The 19,927-nt window shown below is 45.7% G+C and carries 17 protein-coding genes; 13 read left to right on the top strand and 4 right to left on the bottom strand.

The annotated features are described in order from the left end of the window. The coding region (gene dnaK, locus QUB61_RS00635; RefSeq protein ID WP_333189760.1) for a molecular chaperone DnaK at positions 1-2,041 on the bottom strand (2,041 nt) is incomplete at its 3' end. Positions 2,042-2,096: 55 nt separating this feature from the next. Between dnaK and QUB61_RS00630 the strand changes: the two genes are divergently transcribed. The 11 genes from QUB61_RS00630 to crtB all read left to right on the top strand — a co-directional run bounded on the left by QUB61_RS00630 (position 2,097) and on the right by crtB (position 13,412). Beyond that, on the top strand, positions 2,097-2,222 hold the full coding sequence (locus tag QUB61_RS00630) for a hypothetical protein (protein ID WP_333125901.1): 126 nt from the start codon (positions 2,097-2,099) through the stop codon (positions 2,220-2,222). 131 nt (positions 2,223-2,353) lie between these two features. Beyond that, positions 2,354-3,604: an FAD-dependent oxidoreductase gene (locus QUB61_RS00625; protein ID WP_333125899.1), complete on the top strand. Its 1,251-nt coding sequence runs from the start codon at positions 2,354-2,356 to the stop codon at positions 3,602-3,604. Positions 3,605-3,676: 72 nt separating this feature from the next. Beyond that, positions 3,677-3,913: a hypothetical protein gene (locus QUB61_RS00620; protein ID WP_333125897.1), complete on the top strand. Its 237-nt coding sequence runs from the start codon at positions 3,677-3,679 to the stop codon at positions 3,911-3,913. A 9-nt stretch (positions 3,914-3,922) separates the two neighbouring features. Further along, on the top strand, positions 3,923-4,222 hold the full coding sequence (locus tag QUB61_RS00615) for a plasmid stabilization system (RefSeq protein ID WP_333125895.1): 300 nt from the start codon (positions 3,923-3,925) through the stop codon (positions 4,220-4,222). A 63-nt stretch (positions 4,223-4,285) separates the two neighbouring features. Next, positions 4,286-4,540, top strand: coding sequence for a hypothetical protein (locus tag QUB61_RS00610; RefSeq protein ID WP_333125893.1), 255 nt, complete (start codon positions 4,286-4,288; stop codon positions 4,538-4,540). Continuing rightward, positions 4,537-4,938: a type II toxin-antitoxin system tRNA(fMet)-specific endonuclease VapC gene (gene vapC / locus QUB61_RS00605; RefSeq protein ID WP_333125891.1), complete on the top strand. Its 402-nt coding sequence runs from the start codon at positions 4,537-4,539 to the stop codon at positions 4,936-4,938. Before QUB61_RS00610 ends, vapC begins: the two co-directional genes overlap by 4 nt. A gap of 86 nt (positions 4,939-5,024) precedes the next feature. After that, complete coding sequence (locus QUB61_RS00600) at positions 5,025-5,837, top strand: Uma2 family endonuclease (RefSeq protein ID WP_333125888.1); 813 nt, start codon at positions 5,025-5,027, stop codon at positions 5,835-5,837. Between the two features lie 104 nt (positions 5,838-5,941). Continuing rightward, positions 5,942-6,343 (top strand): hypothetical protein, encoded by a 402-nt coding sequence (locus QUB61_RS00595; RefSeq protein ID WP_333125885.1) that lies wholly within the window; start codon positions 5,942-5,944, stop codon positions 6,341-6,343. A gap of 367 nt (positions 6,344-6,710) precedes the next feature. Continuing rightward, positions 6,711-10,691 (top strand): Eco57I restriction-modification methylase domain-containing protein, encoded by a 3,981-nt coding sequence (locus QUB61_RS00590; RefSeq protein ID WP_333125883.1) that lies wholly within the window; start codon positions 6,711-6,713, stop codon positions 10,689-10,691. A 326-nt stretch (positions 10,692-11,017) separates the two neighbouring features. Continuing rightward, positions 11,018-12,391 (top strand): 15-cis-phytoene desaturase, encoded by a 1,374-nt coding sequence (gene pds, locus QUB61_RS00585; RefSeq protein ID WP_333125880.1) that lies wholly within the window; start codon positions 11,018-11,020, stop codon positions 12,389-12,391. Positions 12,392-12,482: 91 nt separating this feature from the next. Next, the gene (gene crtB / locus QUB61_RS00580) at positions 12,483-13,412 is read left to right on the top strand and encodes a 15-cis-phytoene synthase CrtB (RefSeq protein WP_333125877.1); all 930 of its coding nucleotides are present in this window, start codon (positions 12,483-12,485) and stop codon (positions 13,410-13,412) included. A gap of 142 nt (positions 13,413-13,554) precedes the next feature. Here the strand turns inward: crtB and QUB61_RS00575 are convergent, their stop codons facing one another. After that, on the bottom strand, positions 13,555-14,052 hold the full coding sequence (locus QUB61_RS00575; protein ID WP_333125875.1) for a hypothetical protein: 498 nt from the start codon (positions 14,050-14,052) through the stop codon (positions 13,555-13,557). A 239-nt stretch (positions 14,053-14,291) separates the two neighbouring features. Continuing rightward, a complete protein-coding gene (locus tag QUB61_RS00570) occupies positions 14,292-17,045 on the bottom strand; it encodes a valine--tRNA ligase (RefSeq protein ID WP_333125873.1) in 2,754 nt (917 codons plus the stop codon). 159 nt (positions 17,046-17,204) lie between these two features. Between QUB61_RS00570 and QUB61_RS00565 the strand changes: the two genes are divergently transcribed. Both QUB61_RS00565 and QUB61_RS00560 read left to right on the top strand, forming a co-directional pair. Then, positions 17,205-17,540 (top strand): hypothetical protein, encoded by a 336-nt coding sequence (locus QUB61_RS00565; protein ID WP_333125870.1) that lies wholly within the window; start codon positions 17,205-17,207, stop codon positions 17,538-17,540. Beyond that, entirely contained in the window at positions 17,533-17,907 is a 375-nt protein-coding gene (locus QUB61_RS00560) for a type II toxin-antitoxin system RelE family toxin (protein ID WP_015179269.1), read from the top strand. Before QUB61_RS00565 ends, QUB61_RS00560 begins: the two co-directional genes overlap by 8 nt. A gap of 318 nt (positions 17,908-18,225) precedes the next feature. On the opposite strand, the gene QUB61_RS00555 is transcribed toward QUB61_RS00560, so the two are convergent. After that, positions 18,226-19,878 carry an FAD-dependent oxidoreductase gene (locus tag QUB61_RS00555; RefSeq protein WP_333125862.1) on the bottom strand — a complete coding sequence of 551 codons (1,653 nt, stop codon included), beginning with the start codon at positions 19,876-19,878 and terminating at the stop codon, positions 18,226-18,228. Between the last annotated feature and the right edge of the window lie 49 nt (positions 19,879-19,927).

Raw genomic sequence — 19,927 nt, 5'->3', positions numbered from 1 at the left:
GATCGCCCATACGATCGCCCATACGATCGCCCATACGATCGCCCATACGATCGCCCATACGATCGCCCATACGATCGCCCATACGATCGGGAATTGGATCGACAGTCGATCGCCTGTACGGTTTAGCATTTTGATAATAGCTGCTGTCATCGCTGCGCCGCTTAGTACCGTCGCCCGTAAAAGTCCGCTTCACAGACTCAAAGAAATCATCATCATCGTCATCATCAGCAAAAGCTGAAACTTCCCTGCTCAAATCGTAAAGAGCATCTTGCAAATCCGAACCAACTTGGTCAACTCCCCGCTCATCATTGCGTTCCAAACTGTCTCGCAATTCCCGAATTAAAGTTTCAATTCGCTGGCGGCTTCTTTGAGCAAACTGCATTCCGCGATCGAGCGCCACCTCTCGCAACTGCCGCTCGGCTTGATAAGCTAAAGCTTCAGCGCGATTGCGTTTTTCTACCCTTTCCCGCTGCAACTTATCAGCTTGAGCAAACTGTTCCGCCTCGCGAATCATTTGATTCACTTCCTGCTGAGTCAGCGTCGAAGCACCTTGCACAGTAATGCTTTGTTCCCTACCAGTAGTTTTGTCCAAAGCAGTCACCAACAGCATCCCGTTAGCATCAATATCAAAAGCTACTTGTACCTGCGGAATCCCTCGCGGCGCCGGCGGAATTCCAGTTAATTTAAACCGTCCCAAAGACTTATTATCTCTGCCTAATTCCCGTTCCCCTTGAATTACGTGAATCTCTACCACAGTTTGGTTGTTTTCAGCAGTGGAAAAAATGTCCGATCGCCTGACGGGAATAGTAGTATTCCGAGGAATCAGTTTTTTCATCACCCCGCCGATAGTTTCCAAACCCAGCGACAGCGGCGTCACATCCAACAGCAGCACATCGCGGACATCCCCCGCCAAAATGCCCGCTTGAATTGCCGCACCCACCGCCACAACTTCATCGGGATTCACATTTTGATTCGGCTCTCTATCAATCAAACTGCGAACAATTTCCTGAACCAAAGGAATGCGAGTCGAACCGCCGACTAGCACAACTTCATCAATGCGAGAAGGACTCAAATTTGCATCAGCCAAAGCTTGTTTCACCGGCCGCCGCAGCCGCTGCACCAAATCAGTGCACAGCCCCTCAAATTGACCGCGAGTCAGCCGCGTTTCCAGATGCAGAGGCCCATCTTCATTCGCATCGATAAACGGCAAATTAATCTCAGTGACACCGACTCCCGACAGCTCAATCTTGGCTTTTTCTGCCGCTTCGATCAAGCGCTGCAAAGCTTGGCGGTTGCGGCGCAAATCAATTCCTTCTTTTTCTAAGAATTGTTCTGCCAACCAATCCACAATTTTGGAGTCAAAATCATTGCCGCCCAATTGAGTGTCGCCGCTAGTTGCTTTGACTTCAAATACTCCGTCTCCCACGTCTAAGATAGACACATCAAAAGTACCGCCGCCCAAATCAAACACTAAAATAGTTTGACTTTCTCGCTTCTCCAAACCGTAAGCCAAAGAAGCCGCCGTCGGCTCATTTAAAATCCGCTTGACATCAAGTCCGGCAATTCGTCCCGCATCCCGCGTCGCCTGTCGCTGCGAGTCGTTGAAATAAGCGGGAACCGTAATCACAGCCCCCGTTACCTCTTGTCCCAGATAGCGACTGGCTTCATCGGCCAACTTCCGCAACACCATCGCCGAAATTTCCTCTGGGGCGAAATCTTTTTTCAGGCGGGGACACTTGACTTTGATGTTGCCGTTTTCTTCGCGCTTAGTTGTGTAAGGGACGCGCTTTGCTTCTGGAGTCAGTTCGGTATATTTGCGTCCGATGTACCGCTTGACTGCGTAAAAGGTGTTTTGCGGGTTGAGAACAGTCTGGCGTCTGGCCATCTGTCCCACAAGGCGTTCTCCTTCCTTGGTGAAAGCAACCACCGAGGGAGTTGTCCGCATCCCTTCTGCATTGGCAATCACAACCGGTTTGCCGCCTTCCATGACAGCTACTACTGAGTTTGTTGTTCCGAGGTCAATGCCAACTACTTTACCCATACGTCTGTTGTCTCCTGTGGCGTTGTGTCTAGCCTTTTCAATATAAGCGTTAAGTATGATTGCATTTATTGTACCGCGTCGAGAAGCGGGGGCTGCGGGGGGATTGCCTCACTTGGGCCTAGCGGCTGGGGTTGGTTGGGTGCGATCGCTGGTGGATCTGCGAGATCCTGCTTTTGAGTAGGAGTGTCAACTTGGGAAAGCCGTGTATTTCCATCTTTTGATTGCGAAAAAATTTGAGAATTGATTAACTACTGCGTTTTGCTAAACTAAAAGCAGCTAGCAGGATTGTTGAGCAAACAGGAACATAAAAATATGACTGTCAACTCAGTTCAAAATTCAGAATCCTCTCAAGAACACTCGATGGTTGACGTGCAGCATACAAGCTGCTGCATTGTGGGAGGTGGGCCGGCTGGTGCTGTTTTAGCATTACTTTTAGCGCGGCAAAACATTCCAGTCATGCTGCTAGAAGTACACAAAGATTTCGATCGAGAATTTCGCGGCGATACGCTGCATCCGTCTGTAATGGAAATTATGGAGCAATTGGGTTTAGCAGCACAATTGCTGGAATTGCCCCATACAAAAATGCGCAAACTCACTATCCAAGCTGCAGGAAATACCGCCACACTCGTAGATTTGGCCTGTCTCAAAACCAAGTATCCTTACATCACTATCCTTCCCCAAGTCAAGTTTCTCGAATTCATCACTGCCCAAGCGCAGCGCTACCCCTGTTTTCAGCTAGTAATGGGAGCTAATGCACAAGAAACGATCGTAGAAAATGGGGTAGTGTGCGGAATTCGATACCGGGGACGCGGAGGATGGCATGAAGTACGATCGACCCTGACTGTCGGTGCAGACGGTCGCTTTTCCCGCCTTCGCCAATTAGCAGGTTTTGAACCGATTAAAACTTCCCCGCCGATGGATGTCCTTTGGTTTCGTTTGCCGCGCAGTCCCCATGATGCCCAAGATTTCGGCGTTGGAGGTCGAGCTGTTGGAGGTCATTTATTAGTCATGATTGACCGCTTGGATTATTGGCAAATCGGTTACATTATTCTGAAAGGCAGCTATCAGAAATTGCGCGAATCAGGAATAGAAGCTTTGCAAAAATCTGTTGCTGAATTAGCACCAGAATTTGCTGATAGGGTCGAGCAACTAAAAGATTGGTCGCAAATTTCTTTTCTGTCCGTTGAATCGAGTCGCCTTCCCCGCTGGTATCGTCCCGGTTTGCTCTTAATTGGGGATGCCGCTCACGTCATGTCGCCTGTAGGCGGTGTGGGAATTAACTATGCTATTCAAGATGCTGTCGTCGCGGCTAATGTACTCAGCGCCTCCCTGAAAAACGATCGCGTGCATCTGTGGGATTTGGCAGAAGTGCAGCGACAGCGGGAGTTGCCCACACGCGTCATTCAAGCATTTCAGTCGTTTGTACAGGAGCGAATTATTAAGGGGGCATTAGATACCAATCGACCGTTTACACCGCCAGCTTTGTTGCAGTTACCAATTTTGCGAAGTATTCCAGCGCGATTAATTGGTTTTGGATTAACTCGGGTTCGGGTGCGAAATTAATCAGATACACTGTTCCCAGTCAATCAGAGACTATAATAGAAAACAAATTCTAGCTAAAACTGGTCAGAAAAAATGACGAGTCTCAAAGACATATTAAAATCAGTTGAATTTGTGGTGGATGCTAACGGCAAAAAGAAAGCCGCACAGTTGAGCATATCAGCTTGGGAAGCTTTGCTGGACTGGATCGAAAATCGGGAAGACGAACAGATTTTCAAAACGGCGATGGCCCAATTGCAAAAATGCGGCAGTCCAGAAAAGGCGGGTTGGCTTGATTGGGAAGCCGTTAAAGATGAATGGGATGAAGATTGAGGTTATTAAATGTATCGAATTCGGCTATTAGCATCTGCTCACGCTGAGAGGCGAAACTTACCAGGAGTCCAACGCCCGCGAATTAAGAAAATAATTGAGGCGCTGGGTGAAAATGCACGTCCTGACAACAGCATTATGCTTCGATTTTATGCAAATCCGAATTGGGAACCCAGGCGAATTAGAGTTGATTTGTGGAGAATCATTTACGCTGTTGATGATGAATTTCAACAAATTGCTGTCTTAGCTATCAGGAAGCGTCCGCCTTATGATTATGAAGATGTGCTTGATTTGTTGGCGGATTTGGAGTGATTATTACAAAGCTGACGCCTGAACAAGATTAATGTTCGCTACAAACTTAAGGAGGCCAGAGTTATGCAAAGTATTAAAGTACGATCGCGGGTCGGTTCGGACGGGATGTTGCATTTGCAAGTCCCGGTTGGGATTACAGATACAGATTTGGAAGTTATTGTAGTTTTCCAGCGCATATCACCCGCAACAGAAGCTAAAACACCGGAAAATTTAGGCTGGTCGCCCAGTTTTTTCGAGAGAACTTTTGGGTGCTTTCAGGATGAACCTTTAGTGCGGGAAGAACAAGGGGAATTTGAGGAACGGGAGGAATTGCTGTGATTTATTTGCTGGATAGCAATACCTGTATCGGTTACTTGAACGGTAGAGCAATGGGAGTTTTGCAAAGGTTACAGGCTCTACCTTCTGAGGAGGTGGCAGTGTGTTCTATTGTTAAAGCTGAACTGTTCTATGGAGCTAGAAGAAGCAACAATCCCGATCGCTCGATCGCCCAACAGCAAGATTTTTTTAATGGCTTTATATCTCTTCCCTTTGATGACCAGTCTGCCGTAATTTACGGTCAAATTCGCGCTCAACTAGCTGCATCTGGGACACCTATCGGCCCTAATGACCTCTTGATTGCCTCTATTGCTCTTGCCAACAACCTAATTCTTGTAACTCACAATACCCGCGAGTTCAGCCGCGTTGAGGGTTTGCGTTTGGAGGATTGGGAGATATAGGTCTGAGTTAGATGTATCGAGTTTGCATCTACTCAAAATCAAAACTTTTTTCAAAACAAAACAATGCTTGCGACCCAAATAACATTATGAAATTTACCCTAGATGTAGAAAACAACCCTACAGGCTGGCCAGACCACACTCAGCTACCCGAATCAGACGGCACTTTTGTGAAAAACTTCCAAGAACATCCCCAAAGCATCCTGTTAACCGATTCAATTACTCCCGTCTTCCAAAGCATTCATCCAGATGGTAACTATTGTATCGGTCAAGACAGCGGTATTTATTGGCGATTAACTGAGCCGCTAGAACGGGGTGCAGAAGCACCCGACTGGTTTTATGTGCCTAATGTCCCGCCAACTATTGACGGTCAATTGCGCCGTTCTTATGTGATGTGGCAAGAGTTTGTATCGCCATTAATTGTTTTAGAGTTTGTATCGGGGAATGGCGCAGAAGAACGGGATAGAACGCCTTTGTTGCGATCGGGTCAACAGGAAACTAAGCCGGGTAAATTCTGGATTTATGAAAATGTCATCCATCCGGCATTTTACGGAATTTATGAAGTAACCAAGGCTAGTGTTGAAGTCTATCACCTGATCGAAGATAGGTATCAATTAGTTCCTGCAAACGATCGCGGTCATTATCCGATCGCACCGTTAGGAGTGGAATTGGGAATTTGGCAAGGAAGGTATCAAAATGTTGAGTTACCTTGGCTGCGCTGGTGGGATAGTGCAGGAAATTTGCTGTTGACGGGATTTGAAAGGGCTCAACAAGAACAGCAAATAGCTGAACAAGAGCGGCAAAGAGCCGATCGCGAACAAGAAAGAGCTCAACAAGCACAAGACCAATTAGAGCAATTGCGCGCTCAGTTGCGATCGGCTGGAATTGAACCGGAATTGTAAGCAGGTTTGTAGTGAGGACTTTAGTCCTTCCCTGTGATTTTTTAAGGACTAAAATCCTTACTACAAACTTTTTTATGTACAACTAATATAACAGAGCAAACCCAGTGCCGCGCATTTTTGACAACATTGAACTGGCGCTGCTACCAGCATTTCGAGACACCATTAAACTCTCCTATCGGGCAGATTTTTGTGTGGGCTATTTCAATCTTCGGGGATGGCGGAGAATTGGCGATTTAATAGAAGCATATATAGGAAACCAAGGAGCCTGCTGCCGCCTTTTGGTGGGAATGCAAAGTTTGCCTGCCGATCGCACGCGCTCCTATTTTCCCGATCGCATTCCCAAAACCATTAAGTTTTCCTCGGAAACTTCCGCAACTAACTCCCCGCTTGACTTTGAGGAAATTGTCGAAGTCATCAATGCACGAATCTGCCGCGTTACGGACTCGGAAATTACATCGCCAAAAAACCCAAACAAAAGCCGACTGAAGCAGAACAGCGGCAGTTAAATGCCTTATTCCGTGGGGGTCGCAGGTTAATGGGGTTTTAACGCGGACAAACCTGTTTAAACGGCTAGAAAGCAGCGGCAGTGCCTTTATTCAGTCGATCGAGCGCCACATCCTGCGGAATTTTATCTATTTATATGCGATCGACCAAAACTTCGATATTCCGGGCACCCAGGATGCAGACTTGTTGGATACCCGCAACAGCGATGAAGATGCATCCCAGTTGATGAGAATGGAGAAATTGCTAATCGATTTCTGATTTATCGACTGCGCCCAAGAAACCGGGTTTTTTCCGAGATTAAAGGCTATCAACCAGTATTCTCGCAAAAACCCGGTTTCTGACCACCCGCTTCTTCCTTCATATATAACTATGTCGCCAACACTTAAAGAATCCCGCGAACTTCTCCAAGACTTTGAATTCAACAAATTGTTCGTCCAAAAACTCGGTTGGGATAATCCATCATCCCACAAAACCGTACCTGTAGAAATAGAAGGCGAGACTTATTCCCGAAAGCCAATCGCCCAACTTAATGGAGTAGTTGTATATGAAATTATCGCCGATAGCGGAAATATCCCTAACAGCGCCGAAAGACTGACAATTTATCGCGAAATTTTCCAAATTTCCGCCGAAAATCTGTTAATTTTTATTGATGAAAATCGCACCAAATGTCTCTGGTATTGGGTGAAGCGCGAAGGTACAAAACTTTATCCCCGCGATCGTGTATACGTGAAACGGGAACCTTGCGATTTGCTGCTGAGTAAAGTGACAGCTTTAAAGGTTGATTTAGAAGAATTAGAAACGCTTTCGTCGGTGATTGATGTCGCCCAAAGATTGCAGGCTGGCTTGGATGTCGAACGAGTAACTAAAAAGTTTTTTGAAGAGTTTAAACAGCAACACGTTGAATTTTTAAGTGTGATTCGCGGCATTGACAAAGAAACAAACAGACGCTGGTATACCTCGGTTTTACTCAACCGCTTGATGTTTGTTTATTTTTTGCAGCGCAAAGGATTTATCGACAGCGGCAAAATGCTGTATTTGCAGGAAAAGTTAGCCGAAAGCAAGCAGCGGGGAACGGATTTATTTTACTCGCAATTCTTGAAAACACTGTTTTTTGATGGATTTGCTAAACCTCTGGATTTGCGGGAGGAAGGCGTTAAAGAATTAATCGGCGATGTTAAATATTTGAATGGGGGACTGTTTCTAGAACATCCCATCGAACAAAATTATCCGAATATCGCCATACCCGATGCTGCTTTTGAGAAAATATTTAAGTTATTTGCCGCCTATTCTTGGAATCTTGACGATACGGTGGGCGGCAAGGAAAACGAAATTAATCCGGCGGTTTTGGGATACATCTTTGAGAAATACATTAACCAAAAAGCCTTTGGGGCTTATTATACCAGGCCGCAGATTACTGAATATTTGTGCGATCGCACAATCAACAAACTAATTCTCGATAGAGTCAACCAATCCCTTAACTCCTCCAACTCTTCCTCCCCCCTTACTAAGGGGGGCCGGGGGGGTATTCCCCGTCACTTTGAAACCATCACCGAACTCCTCACCAATCTCGACGCAAATCTCTGCTGCTGCTTGCTAGAAGACATCCTGCCAAACTTAACATTATTAGACCCAGCCTGCGGTTCCGGCGCGTTTTTAGTCGCAGCGATGAAAACGCTGATTTACATCTATTCAACAGTCATCGGTACAAGCAAGTTTTTAACCGACCACTACCTCAATAATTTACTCAAAACAATCGAAAAAGAGCATTCATCACTGAACTACTACATCAAAAAACGGATTATCAGCGACAACCTCTACGGCGTGGATATCATGCCGGAAGCATTGGAAATTGCTAAATTGCGACTATTTTTAGCCTTAGTTTCGGCGGCGCACGATGTCAGCGAATTGGAACCGCTGCCGAATATAGACTTTAACATCATGGCCGGCAATTCCTTAATTGGATTGATTCGAGTGGATGAGACGGGCTTTGATTCCGTAGGAGATTCGCTGCAAGGAAATCTGCTGCAAACTTTGGCGGCTAACAGCTACAAATCAATCTTAGCAGACAAAAATAAATCGGTAGATTTGTACAAAAAACACCCTTTTGAGTCGGGGGAACAAGCCGTAGGTTCTCAAGAATCTCAGTTGTTGAAGTTGCGGAGTCACATCGAACAGTTAAATCGAGAGTCGCAGGATAAATTAAATTTGTTATTGTTGGATGAGTTTAGTAAGCGCCTGGGAATTAAGTACGAACAAGTGCAGTTAGCGGGGAAACCGAAGAAACGAGTTTTAACTATTGAGGATATTGCCGAGTTGCAACCGTTTCACTGGGGATACCACTTTGACAGAATTTTAGAAGGCGGTGGATTTGATGCGATTATTACCAATCCACCTTGGGAAATTTTTAAGCCAGATGCTAAGGAGTTTTTTGCTGAACATAGCAATTTGGTGACGAAAAAGAAGATGGATATTAAGAGTTTTGAGAAAGAGCAAAATAAACTCTTGCAAGATATTGAGGTTTCTAATGCTTGGTTGGAATATCAGAGCAATTTTCCTCATATTAGTGCTTATTATCGTTCAGCGGAACAGTACAAAAATCAGATTTCGATTGTCAACGGTAAAAAAGCAGGTACGGATATTAACCTCTATAAACTATTTGTAGAACAATGTTTTAATCTGTTACGCAGTGGTGGCGAGTGTGGGATTGTGATCCCTAGTGGCATTTACACTGACTTGGGTACGAAGCAACTACGGGAGATGTTATTTAGTCGAACCAAAATCACAGGGTTATTTTGTCTGGAAAATCGTAAAAAGATTTTTGAAGGGGTTGATAGTCGTTTCAAAATAGTTGTCCTTACTTTTGAGAAGGGTGGTATAACCACTGAGTTTCCCTCAGCTTTTATGCGTCTTGATGTGGATGAACTGCAAAGGTTTCCTAGTGCTAATAGCTTGCAAATTAGTATTGAATTAGTGCGGAAGTTGTCTCCTGACTCTCTCTCGGTGATGGAGTTTAAAAATGAAGGAGATGTTCGCATTGCTGAAAAAATGCTGCAATTCCCTTTACTGGGCGAACAGATTGACGGGAAATGGAATCTGCGGTTAACTGCCGAATTCCACATGACTAATGACAGTCACTTATTCAAGCAAGAACCAGAGAAAGGGAGACTGCAACTTTATGAAGGTAAAATGATTCATCAGTTTACTCATCTATACGCTGAACCGAGGTATTGGGTGGATGGACAGGAAGGGAGAAAGGCTTTGTTGGGAAGGAATGGTATAGATAATGGTCAACAATTGGATTATCAGTGTTACCGTTTGGCATTAAGAGATGTAGCATCCAGCACTAATGAACGGACAATGATTTCTACGATACTTCTCCCTAATTGTTTTGCAGGAAATACGCTACTTGTGTCTCAACCACTTACAAAACTGGATAATTTACTGTTTATTTGTTCTGTACTTAATAGTTTTGCCTGTGATTCTTTGATTCGCCAAAAAGTGACAGCACATTGTAGTCTGTTTTATGTTTACCAACTTCCTGTCCCGCGATTAAAATCAGGTGACAAATACTTCTGGGATATCGTACAGCGCGCCGCCAAACTCATCTGCACCGCCCCAGAATTTGACGAATTAGCTCAAGAAGTCGGCTTAAACTCCCACCGAGAAGGCGTTACCGATGAAACAGAACGCGCTAAATTGCGAGCCGAATTAGACGGCATCATCGCCCACCTTTACGGATTAACGGAAGCAGAATTTGCCTATATCCTGACTACTTTTCCGAGTGTGCCAGAAACCGTCAAACAAGCAGCGTTAGCAGCATATCGCACCTTTGCACCCAAATCCGGCGAACCTGAAATCATCAATTTAATCGACACAGGCGAAAACAACATCATAGAATTCAAATCAACCGCCCGCTGGAATCTCCGAGAAAACGCAAAAGACAAGGCCATCGAACACGAAATTGTCAAAACTGTGGCGGCATTTTTAAACACCCGTGGAGGGACTCTGTTAATCGGAGTAGATGATGCAGGAACACCGCTAGGTTTGGATCCGGATTACCAAACCTTGAAAAAGAAAAATCCTGATGGTTATATGTTATTTCTGAATCACGACCTTTTGCTGACCGAAATTGGCAAAGATAGCGGCGCACTGTGGCACATCACGTTTCATCAAGTCAGCGGTTTAGATTTGTGTCGGGTTGTGGTTCAACCATCGCCGAAACCGATTTATGTAAAGGTCAAAGATAAGGGCGGGAAAGAAGAGGACTGTTTCTACATTCGCAGCAATAATTCTAGTGTTAAACTCGGCCTTAAGGAAACTGTCGAATACAGCAAAAATCGCTGGCGATGAATTCCCGAGTCCATGGGACTTGATATTACCCACAGTCAGGGCACGGCGGTCCCGTTCCCCTACAAATAATCGGGGGATGGTTACATCTTTCATCGAGGAAGATTGATTATTTTGGGGTAGGAAAACGGCCCTGCCGTGTCCTCCGGCAAGATGCTCACCCCACAAGAAAGTTGATCTGTTGTGGAACGGGCTCTTTGACCGGTTCTCGAGCATGGCCACTGTACTCATAGCGCTCCTCACATCCACCTTCCCCATTTCCCAAAAAAATGTAACGAGTTGTAAAGTATAATTAAACCGAAGCGAACACAGAGGCCAAGTAGTATCAAATGCGAGTTGCGATCGCCGGAGCAGGCTTAGCAGGACTATCCTGCGCAAAATATCTTACCGACGCGGGCTACACCCCCATCCTCCTAGAAAGTCGGGACGTACTCGGCGGCAAAGTCGCCGCCTGGAAAGATGCAGACGGCGACTGGTATGAAACCGGCCTCCACATCTTCTTCGGCGCATACCCGAATATGCTCCAACTCTTCAAAGAACTTGACATCGAAGACCGGCTGCAATGGAAAGAGCACTCGATGATTTTCAATCAGCCGGAAACCCCCGGAACCTATTCCCGCTTTGACTTTCCCGACCTTCCCGCCCCCTTCAACGGCGTCGCAGCCATCTTGAGCAACAACGATATGCTCACCTGGCCCGAAAAAATCCGCTTCGGTATAGGTTTGATTCCGGCGATGCTTCAGGGTCAAAACTATGTCGAAGCAATGGACAAATACTCGTTTTCCGACTGGCTCAAAAAGCAAAACATCCCCCCCAGAGTCGAAAAAGAAGTATTCATCGCTATGTCCAAGGCGCTCAACTTCATCGACCCCCACGAAATATCTGCAACCATACTGCTGACAGCCCTCAACCGCTTCTTGCAAGAGAAAAACGGCTCGAAAATGGCTTTTTTAGACGGTTCCCCCACAGAAAGGTTGTGTCAGCCGATGGTAGACTACATAACTGAGCGCGGCGGTGAAGTACGGCTGAATGCACCCATCAAAGAGTTTTTGCTCAACGATGACAACACGGTGCGCGGCTTCCACATTCGGGGAGTAAAAGGGGCAGAGTCAGAAATTCTGACGGCCGATATTTACGTTTCCGCGATGCCGGTTGACCCGCTGAAGTTGATGATGCCGAAACCTTGGGGCGAAATGGATTATTTCAAACAGCTCGAAGGCTTGGAGGGAGTACCCGTCATTAATGTACACTTGTGGTTCGATCGCAAGCTAACTGAAATCGACCATTTGCTGTTCTCGCGATCGCCCTTGCTGAGCGTCTACGCCGACATGAGCAACACCTGCCGCGAATATGCCAACCCAGACAAATCCATGCTGGAGCTGGTTTTAGCACCGGCCAAAGACTGGATAGGCAAATCTGACGAAGATATCGTCGCAGCCACAATGGTCGAGTTAGAAAAACTCTTTCCCGATCAAATCCCAGAACCAGCCAAACTGCTCAAATATCACGTAGTCAAAACCCCACGTTCCGTCTACAAAGCCACTCCCGGACGCCAGCAGTGTCGTCCCACACAAACAACTCCCATTAGCAATTTCTATCTAACGGGGGATTATACAATGCAGCGTTATCTTGCGAGTATGGAAGGTGCCGTGCTTTCTGGTAAGCTGACAGCGCAGGCTATTTCAACGGCCAATAACCAATGAAAAATTAAGAATTTTTCATAAAGACGTAAAAAATCTCCCGTTTTCTAAACGGGGGAATGTCAGTTCTAATCTTTAAATTTCTTATTCTCGGATGCTGCAACTGTCAAAACTCCAGTGCATGAGAACTCTGGCTTCTGTGGATGACTCCTACGAACTGTGCCGCCAAGTCACCGCGAGTTATGCCAAAAATTTTTATTTAGGCACTCAACTCATGCCCGAATCCAAGCGTCGGGCGATTTGGGCGATTTACGTCTGGTGCCGCCGCACCGACGAACTCGTAGACGGGCCGGGTTCTGATGCAACGACCCCTGAAACCCTCAATCTGTGGGAAAAACGCCTAGAATCTGTGTTTGCCGGCCATCCTCACGACGACTACGACGTAGCTTTGGTGGATACGCTGTCTCATTTCCCGATCGACATTCAGCCGTTTCGAGAGATGATTGCGGGCCAGCAAATGGACTTGTACCGCAGCCGCTACGAAACTTTTGAAGAGCTCAATCTTTACTGTTATCGAGTAGCGGGTACTGTAGGGCTGATGTCGATGTCTGTCATGGGTGTAGGCGAATCGAGCTCCGCTGCTAACTGGAATTGGCACTGGGGGAATAGAATTCCCAAAGAAGAAGCCATCTCCCTCGGTATTGCCAAGCAGTTGACTAATATTCTGCGCGATGTCGGAGAAGACGCCCGCCGCGGCCGCATTTACATTCCCTTAGAAGACTTAGCCTTGTTTAACTACACTGAAGAAGATTTATTCAACGGTGTAATTGACAACCGCTGGCGGGAATTGATGCGGTTTCAAATTCAGCGAGCTCGCAAATTATACGCCAGCGCCGAGCCCGGAATTAAAGTGCTCAGTCCCGATATCCGCTGGACTGTTTGGGCGGCTACTATGCTGTACAGCAGAATCTTAAATGCGATCGAACGCAATCAGTACGATGTTTTCCAGAAGCGGGCTTACGTTAGCAATTCTCAGAAACTGCTGTGTCTCCCCGCCGCTTGGCTGAAGTCAAAAGTTCTTTAGTCGCAGCCCGTATTGCTGGCGATTCGGCAAGGGGTAAGGGGTATTTGTCAAGTTACAAATTATATGATGTCCAGCAAAGTGCATATTAGGTTTGTAGGGACACGGCATTACCGTGTCCCTAGCTGTGTTGTGTTAATTTAAGTCAAATTTGTGGAGTAGCGGGCCCAATTTTCGATTGGGCGATCGAACTTTCAAGCAATTGCTTTTCCTGCTGGAGTTTTGCTTCTAAGTTTTGAATTTGTTCCCGGCGGGCTTCAACTTCAATCAAGCGGCGAGACAATTCTTGACTCTGCAAAGTGAGAGATTGCCTCCACCCTTCTGCTTTTTGGGCTTCTTGCTGCAAAAAATCGGGAGTAAAACCTGTTGTTAAATATTTCTCAACTAATTCTAGCACCCAGTTTGTAGCTGCTTGAATATGCAAAACCTTGCTATTTTCCCCAATATCTGCTAATACTAGCATCCCTTCATTTAAAACATTAGTTGCAGAGTTAATTGGATTTTGAGCAAAATCTTTCGGTAATGTCAAGAAACTTTCTTCAGTAAGAATAGCCCAAGTATCATCAGAAGTCTGGCAAGCCAGCAATTGCAGACTTATCTCGCCTAAAATTTCCTGATTTTGTACTTCTGCTAAATATAACATGAGGGTAATTAGTAATTGGTGATGGGTTATTTGTTGTAGGATTTGCGATCTCGTAGGGGCGGGTTTTACAAACAATCTATGCCTGAAACTAACTATCTCGTAAACCCGCCCCGGCCACTTTAGCCGCGCCAGCGGTGGGTGAGAGTCAATATTTTCATTGAGATTCCAAGATTTTTCGCCCTCACGCACCCTACAACTTGACTAAAAACCGTCAACTGTCAACAGTCACCAGTCAACTCTTAAAACACCTTTAGCCGATCGCGCAAAATCTCCGCCTGTTTTTGGGCTTCCGCCAAAGCATCCCTCGCCCCCTGAACCACATCAGGAGTAGCCTTATCCACAAACTTCTGATTAGTCAAACGCGCCGCAGTATGCTTAATTTCAGCTTCCACCTTGCTCAACTTTTTTTCTAATTTAGCACGCAAAGCCGCCAAATCGACCACCCCAGCCAGAGGAATCAATACTTGCACAGTACCGACAACCCCAGCAATTGTCTGTCCCAAATCTGCATCCAAACTAGCAGTAACTGTCAGATTTTCGACTTTTGCCAAATCCTGAATGTAAACACCTCCATCTGAGATTATTTGGCGTTCTTTCTCGCTTTCGCTTTGCAAAATCGCCGTCACCTTCACACTGGGTTTGATATCAGAATCAGCCCGCAAATTGCGAATAGTGCGAATTGTACCGAACAACAACTCAAACTGCTGTTCCAAATCAGCATCAATTAGCGAGATATCCGCTTCAGGATAAGCTTGCAAAGCCAAACATTCACCATCACCTGTTTGAGTCAGAGTGTGCCAAATCTCCTCAGTAATGTGCGGCATAAAAGGATGCAGCAGTTTCAGAATCCCTTCCAACACAAAAGCAAAAGTTTGCTGTGCCACTTTCTTAGAATTTGGTTCAGCATCCTGTTGCAAGCGAGACTTGACTAACTCAATATACCAGTCACAGAAATCCCCCCAAATAAACTCATAAAGTCCCTTCGCCGCTTCCCCCAAACCGTAACTTTCCAAACAATTGCGGCTTTGTTGCACAACTTGATAATAGCGAGAAAGAATCCAGCGATCGCACAATTCCAACCCTTCTTCTCTCCCTCCCTCGGTAAGGGCGGGTTGGGGGGGGTGAGGAATTCCCAACTGCTGCGGCGTCTGTCCCTCCAAATTCATCATCACAAACCTAGCCGCATTCCACAACTTATTCGTGAAATTCCGCGAAGCTTCCACCGATTTCGATTCATCAGTTTTGCGATCGTACTCCATGCGAATATTTTGACCGGCCCCAACCACTTCCTTAACCAAAGTGTAGCGCAAAGCATCAGTACCGTACTTGCCAATCAACAGCAGCGGGTCGATACCGTTATTTTTACTCTTAGACATTTTTTGACCGTTTTCATCCAACACCAAACCGTGAATGTAAACAGTATCAAAAGGCATCTTTTCAGTAAAATGTCCGGCCATCATCGTCATTCTAGCAACCCAGAAAAAGATGATATCAAAACCTGTAACCAAAGTAGTTGTCGGATAGTAAAACTCCAAATCTTTAGTTTCGTCAGGCCATCCCAAAGTTGAGAAAGGCCACAACCCAGACGAAAACCAAGTATCCAGTACATCTGGGTCTCTTGCTAACTGCACGTCATTACCAAATTTAGCCGTTGCTTTTTCCCTAGCTTCAGCTTCTGTTTTCGCCACCACAAAAGGCGTCGTGTCAGTAATTTCTCCTAGGGTTTCGCTAACAGCATACCAAGCAGGAATTTGGTGTCCCCACCACAATTGTCGGGAGATACACCAATCCTTCAGCTTCACCAACCAATCCCGATAAACCTTTGTCCATCTGTCAGGAACAAAGACTGGTGAGTTACTTTTATCTAATGCTTCTAAAGCGCGTTGAGAAAGAGGATCTATCTTCACAAACCATTGCGTAGATATCAAAGGTTCGACCGGAACCTTGCCTCGTTCGCTGTAGGGAACTGTATGCTTATAATCTTCTATTTTAACCAAAACCCCGTCAATTTCTAAGCGCTGCACCACATTTTTTCGGGCAACAAATCGGTCTTGTCCCTGGAACTCTCCGGCATTTTCATTTAAAGTGCCGTCCTTATTCATAATGTTAATAAACGGCAAGTTGTGACGCTTGCCCATCTCGAAGTCATTCGGATCGTGGGCGGGAGTCACCTTGACACAACCAGTTCCGAAAGTCGGATCGACAAACTCATCAGCAATGATGGGGATTTCGCGATTGACGATCGGCAAAGTCACAGTTTTACCGATAAGATGTTTGTAGCGATCGTCCTGTGGATTTACCGCCACCCCAGTATCACCCAGCATCGTTTCCGGCCGAGTCGTCGCCACCTCCAAATAACCAGAACCGTCCGTCAAAGGATAGCGGAAATGCCATAAATGGCCGTCAACTTCCTGCTGGTCAACCTCCAAATCCGACACAGCAGACTGACTCGCCGGACACCAATTCACCAGGTAATTGCCGCGATAAATCAGCCCCTCATCGTACAGCCGGACAAACGCTTCTAAAACCGCAGCGGATAAGCCTTCATCCATCGTAAAGCGTTCGCGCGACCAATCGACAGACACGCCCAAACTGCGCAATTGATTAGTAATAGTATTGCCCGATTCAGCTTTCCACTCCCAGGCCCGTTCCAAGAATTTTTCTCGGCCTAAATCGTGGCGAGTTTTGCCTTCTGCTTTGAGTTGCTTTTCGAGAATAGTTTGAACTGCGATGCTAGCATGATCCGTTCCGGGCAACCACAGGGTATTGCGTCCAGTCATGCGGTGATAGCGGACGAGGACATCAATCAGCGTCTCTTCAAAAGCGTGTCCCATGTGGAGGCTGCCGGTGACGTTGGGTGGCGGGATAACTACGCAGTAAGGTTCGCCGCCTTTTTCGGGGTCAGCTTTGAAGGTTTGGTTGTCTTCCCAGTATTTTTGCCACTTGGCTTCGGTGGCTTGGGGGTCGTATTGGGGTGGTAGGTTTGCGGTCATTGGCGAGAGGGTGCAGGTTTTATATTAAGATTGTGCCACAGGAGAGGGAAGAGAAGAGGTTTGAACCGCAGAGGGCGCAGAGGCAGAGGGAAGAGCGATATTCAAGGCGGGGCGGGTTTACGTTAAAATCAAGGTAAAATTAAAAGGTTTGATGGGATTATGAATGTAGCAGCACTTCGACATCAAATCGATCGATGGCTCGATCGACTTTCTCCAGAACATCTGGCATTAGTTGCGAGTTTTATAGAGTTTCTAAGCAAAAAGCAACGTCAGGGGGTAATCATTTCGCAAAATAATCTGCCAGAGGTTTTCTCAGCAGAAATCCAAGAGATGCCTCCTGCTAATTCTTTTAGTATTCCAGAACCCTCAGAAATTGACGGAGAGGGCCAATCTAAAGCAGCGCTTATACAAGATTTTCGGCAAGCTTGGCACGAAGCCATGACTGGGCAAACCATTTCGGTTGCTCAAATGTGGGAAGGAATTGAAAATGACTGACTTGCCCTTAATTCAAGTTATAGTTTCACCAACCTTCAATCGCAATTTACGCACTCTTGCAAAAAAATACCGCAGCATTCGCAATGATATTCAACCCATTATCGAACAACTCACACGGGGAGAACTGCCAGGAGATCGAATTGCTGGAGTGGGTTATGCAGTCTTCAAGTTGAGAGTCCGAAATAGCGACACTCAAAAAGGTAAAAGTGGTGGATACCGTTTAATTTACTACGTCCAAACAGCAACGGGAATCATTTTGCTGACCCTTTACACCAAATCCGAACAAGTCGATATTGCAGCAGAGGATATTCAGAACATTATTACAGAATACGAGCAGCAGCAGAGCGAAGATCGAGAGGATATCTAAGAGTTGGGGAATCTTGCGCCGTCGAATATGAGGTTTCGACATCTTCAGTGGTTAAATCCTTTTAATATCTTATTTGACAGAAATTCCTAATCCAAAACCTGCCTTCTCTGGGAGAAAGCCACGATTTTGCAGAGAAACCGATTTTCTTTTTGCCTTAGTCCTACTGGTAAAACAAATTGCAATAATTAAGAATCGCAATGAATAACAGTTATCAAACTCCAGGAATTGCGTTTTTTGTTCTCAAACTTAAACAAAAATTTCTAGTTTGTATGCCGGGTTTAACATAGTTTAGCAACACGGGCGACTGCTATATGTCGATTACTTCACCTCCTTATAATCCACCCCATAACTCGTATCTCTCCCCGACAAATACGTTGTTTTCCCCGTTAAAGTCTCCAGAGTTTGTTTCGTTTCACTCGAAGTAATCGAATTCAGCGGCACGCCGAACTTGCTAGCCAAACCAGCGGCCACGCCCACACCTTGTCCTTGATAAATATTCACCGTCGCAATTCGCCCGACGGATACAGCCATACCGACATAACCGGACGATCGCCCGACAATGGCTAAATTATTCACTTTGCTAGCCAAAGCGCTTTCTATCCCGAAATTATACACTGGCAGCGGCGGAATTCTCGCCGATAAATGCTTGACTCCGCCCCGCAAGTCGAAATCGTAGGAAAAACTGCCGATCGACTTGGACGCTGCTGTTCCCCCTTTAATAATCTCCTGCCCCGTCAGCGGAGCTACCACATCGCGAACGTTCAAAGTGTGCCTGATATAAATCTCGTCCGGAATAAATACTCTCACATCTTTACCGGATTTCTTTTGTAGCCAGTGTTGGAGATATGACATTTCTTTAATCATCTCAGGAGTTGGTTTTCTGCCGTTAGCTTCCATCTCCATTATTTTGTCAACTTGGTATTTAAACAGAAACCCGTTCCACGACAGCACATTTTTGTTATAAACGCAGACATTGCCTTTATCAAAAAAGAATCCTTTATTTTGACTGAAGGGCAGATTTCTGTCTATGTGATACGCTGCTCCTATAGCTGCGCTTCTGATGTCGTAGCCGTCTGTATATGACTGATAAATCGTACTCCAGAAATTCCTCATCCAGAATTTTGTACTGGCAGGATCTTTAGATTTTGTAATGGTTTCTTGAATCTTTTTTACCAATGGGGTGCTGTAGAGAATTTCATCTTCTATTCTGCGCAATTCCGGCATCGTTATACCCGTAATTATCGGAACTACAGATACAGCTAAAGTTTCATTTTTTGATTTTATATTTTGAGATTCATATCCTGTATAATAAGATAACCCTGCTTTTCTTGCCAATTCTGCGTCTTGAGTTACGTCAATAAAGGAGTTGGCTTTAATTATTATATTGCTGCCGGTTACTTCAGCATATTCGATTTTTTTATCTACGACGTAGGGAGTAAGAGTTGAGTTGGAAATAACTTTGACTTGGGCTGCTGAAAGCATCTGTTTGAGAGCTCGATCTGCCTGTTTTGGGTCTAAGCAAGATTCCGGCGCATTCGCTTTATCTAAGAATTCCTTAAAACATTGGGCGTAGGGTTGGCGGTACCAATCGGGGATTTTATCTAAATCTATGTAAGCTAAACCGCCGCGGGTGAGTAAGCCACCCAAAGGAGCACTTGCGTAGTTCGATCGCACGATCGCAACTTTGCCCTTTGGGCCTAAAGTTTTCTTAGCCCATATCGCCGCACATATCCCCGGTACTTCATCGCCATACACTACTACATCGAAATTTTGCGCCGGTGATTTTTTGCGAGATACCGCAGACCGGCTGCTGGATTTTTGGTGCAGAGTTCCATTGTCTAAGGTGGCACTTGCTGGGTTTCTATTTGCGATATAATTTTCTATTTCTCTGAAAGTCGGATAATTAAGTAAAAGTTCTAGGGCGGCAAAGATGATTGCAATTGAAGCTAATTTTTTGAAAGTAGAGAGCATTCAGTTGACTCGTGGATAAATTTGCAATACCTGAAAAGGCAGTTCAGGG

Origin of the sequence: Microcoleus sp. C2D2, from assembly GCF_036702495.1 — a bacterium.
Classification (GTDB): domain Bacteria; phylum Cyanobacteriota; class Cyanobacteriia; order Cyanobacteriales; family Microcoleaceae; genus Microcoleus.
Note: the sequence above shows the minus strand (reverse complement) of the source record. Positions and strands in the feature narration are given on the sequence as shown.

Bases quoted from the DNA above. Each gene is read 5' to 3' on its own strand.
- QUB61_RS00630 (WP_333125901.1), top strand. From the start codon at position 2,097: ATGATTGCATTTATTGTACCGCGTCGAGAAGCGGGGGCTGCGGGGGGA.
- QUB61_RS00625 (WP_333125899.1), top strand. From the start codon at position 2,354: ATGACTGTCAACTCAGTTCAAAATTCAGAATCCTCTCAAGAACACTCG.
- QUB61_RS00620 (WP_333125897.1), top strand. From the start codon at position 3,677: ATGACGAGTCTCAAAGACATATTAAAATCAGTTGAATTTGTGGTGGAT.
- QUB61_RS00615 (WP_333125895.1), top strand. From the start codon at position 3,923: ATGTATCGAATTCGGCTATTAGCATCTGCTCACGCTGAGAGGCGAAAC.
- QUB61_RS00610 (WP_333125893.1), top strand. From the start codon at position 4,286: ATGCAAAGTATTAAAGTACGATCGCGGGTCGGTTCGGACGGGATGTTG.
- QUB61_RS00600 (WP_333125888.1), top strand. From the start codon at position 5,025: ATGAAATTTACCCTAGATGTAGAAAACAACCCTACAGGCTGGCCAGAC.
- QUB61_RS00590 (WP_333125883.1), top strand. From the start codon at position 6,711: ATGTCGCCAACACTTAAAGAATCCCGCGAACTTCTCCAAGACTTTGAA.
- pds (WP_333125880.1), top strand. From the start codon at position 11,018: ATGCGAGTTGCGATCGCCGGAGCAGGCTTAGCAGGACTATCCTGCGCA.
- crtB (WP_333125877.1), top strand. From the start codon at position 12,483: ATGCTGCAACTGTCAAAACTCCAGTGCATGAGAACTCTGGCTTCTGTG.
- QUB61_RS00575 (WP_333125875.1), bottom strand. From the start codon at position 14,052: ATGTTATATTTAGCAGAAGTACAAAATCAGGAAATTTTAGGCGAGATA.
- QUB61_RS00570 (WP_333125873.1), bottom strand. From the start codon at position 17,045: ATGACCGCAAACCTACCACCCCAATACGACCCCCAAGCCACCGAAGCC.
- QUB61_RS00565 (WP_333125870.1), top strand. From the start codon at position 17,205: ATGAATGTAGCAGCACTTCGACATCAAATCGATCGATGGCTCGATCGA.
- QUB61_RS00560 (WP_015179269.1), top strand. From the start codon at position 17,533: ATGACTGACTTGCCCTTAATTCAAGTTATAGTTTCACCAACCTTCAAT.
- QUB61_RS00555 (WP_333125862.1), bottom strand. From the start codon at position 19,878: ATGCTCTCTACTTTCAAAAAATTAGCTTCAATTGCAATCATCTTTGCC.